Source organism: Infirmifilum sp. (assembly GCF_049970975.1).
Classification (GTDB): domain Archaea; phylum Thermoproteota; class Thermoprotei; order Thermofilales; family Thermofilaceae; genus Thermofilum; species Thermofilum uzonense.
In genome coordinates this window covers 1-1826 of the sequence record NZ_JBMFLX010000196.1, presented here as the reverse complement: position 1 = coordinate 1826, position 1826 = coordinate 1, and the positions used below count along the sequence as shown (strand labels likewise).

Here is a 1826-nt window from a genome sequence, read left to right as displayed (position 1 = left end):
ATAATACATTGCCCGAGGACGTGGAATCTAGACTAGCGAGAGCCTATGCCAGAGGTATAATGAATGGCCCCGTTGAAAGAGAGCTTATAAGAAAATTGGGTGGACTACCAGATACGATAATTCTATTAAAGGGAGAGAATAAGCGAAGGATACTTTTGGTCGACTATAAATATAGCAGGAGCTACAATTACCTAGTTCAAGCCAGGTTCAAAGCAGTGGCTTATCTATACGAGTTCAATGCAGATTGTGCAGTGATTGTGACGCCTACCCCAGGTGAAACCGGAGATGTGGATGAAGAGGTTAAAGAGCAGACTAGCTTCTACGATGCAATAAAAACTAGTGGGGGTGCTGAGATAAGGATTGATAATAATGGCAAGGTTCTGGCCATTGTTTATGTTGATCCTAAACCAGAGTCCCTAAAAGGGGCTATCTCGGCCCTAAAAGTTCTCTTTAGGTTTGCAAATCTTCCCGTGAATCAGTGAGTTCTCGCATTAGTTTTTTATTAGATGCTGTCTCCAGAATAATTTCCCAATGACGCTCTAACTTCCTACGTAAGCCAGCTAGAGGAATTAATGAGATTTCTTCTCGTGAAAGATATTCATAGCCCGGTCTCTGGCCATAGAGTAGCTCATATAACGTCCAACGGAGAACCTTTTTTCTCAATAAGTAAATACCGCAACAGTCAGGAGACTTATTCAAGCTGTAAAACCCTTCCCGACAAAGACCAAAGCCTAATCCATTTTTAAAAACTCTCTCACTCAGAAAGGTGTATGTTCTGAGTCTCCATTTTAACCCCTCTGCGGGCCGCCTCCTCCAGGATCCTCGCTCCTCCGCACACAAAGCTTGGATTATTTCCTCCGTAACTTAATCCAAGGGTTCTCTTACCTGCTCATCGTATAACATGATTACTTTAGATAATGTTATTAATAGGTAGCTTACTTATTCAAAAAAAATCTCCGAGCGCGACAGGTGCTCAAGAGGCTCAGCTATTGGCGGCCAGAATATATCGCTGCTAGCCAAGAGTCTGGATTTGATACTTTAATCTTGTAGGCTATAACAGTACCACCTTGCGGTATACCAATAACTAATACCTTTGATAAAAGACCTTCTACCTTAGCATAAGAGATTTGATCTAAGCGTATATCTACTAATGGTGTTTCACGTTTTCTAATTAGGCCTGTCCTATGTATCAGTACGATGCGTTTGTTGGTAAGGTAAAGCTCTCCCTCCCCCCTAATGGGTTGCTCTACTCTACCCTTACCCGAAAGTATCACTTTCTCGCCGGGAGAAAAAATTATGTTCGACACAATTTTAACCTTTCAAGAAGCAGATTTAAATTTTTCGCTCCAGATCTCTTCTTCGGCCTGATTAGGAGACTTGGGCACTGTTCTTGATAGCACCTGATGTGGAGGTCTCGCTGTCTAAGTCTTTCCCTATCCCTCGCAACATTAGGCTGGAGGCCGTAGGCGCCATAGAAGCGGCCTAGCCCGGCAACACCCTTAAGCGGTGGAGCTTTGTGCGCTGTTCGCTACGCCCTTCAGAGCGCTTTTAACGCCGCTACTGGGATCCCCCTCGAGCACGCCTCGCCCAGTTGTAGTGGAGTTCCCGATGTCTTCAACTCATCGGGGAACGCACAACTTATACTGCTCAAGCTCCTCCCCACTCAACACTTCTACGGCTTTCTATGCTCCAGGTTCGCGATCATAGTCTTCACCTCCTTCATAACTTCCTCATACCGGCCAACGCCCTTGAAGTAAAGCTCAAGATGCTCGAGTGGGCCCTCCAACCGCTTAAACCATTTTAAAACCCCCTGCGCGCACCTCGCT

At 45.2% G+C, this 1826-nt stretch carries 2 protein-coding genes; one reads left to right on the top strand and one right to left on the bottom strand.

The window, feature by feature from the left end; translation table 11 throughout:
- Positions 1-482, top strand: a 482-nt coding sequence (locus ACP5KC_RS10500; protein WP_428287559.1) for a hypothetical protein, incomplete at its 5' end; no start/stop codon positions are given.
- Between the two features lie 504 nt (positions 483-986).
- Here ACP5KC_RS10500 and ACP5KC_RS10495 read toward each other — a convergent pair.
- The gene (locus tag ACP5KC_RS10495; RefSeq protein ID WP_428287558.1) at positions 987-1307 is read right to left on the bottom strand and encodes a hypothetical protein; all 321 of its coding nucleotides are present in this window, start codon (positions 1305-1307) and stop codon (positions 987-989) included.
- Positions 1308-1826 lie beyond the last annotated feature (519 nt).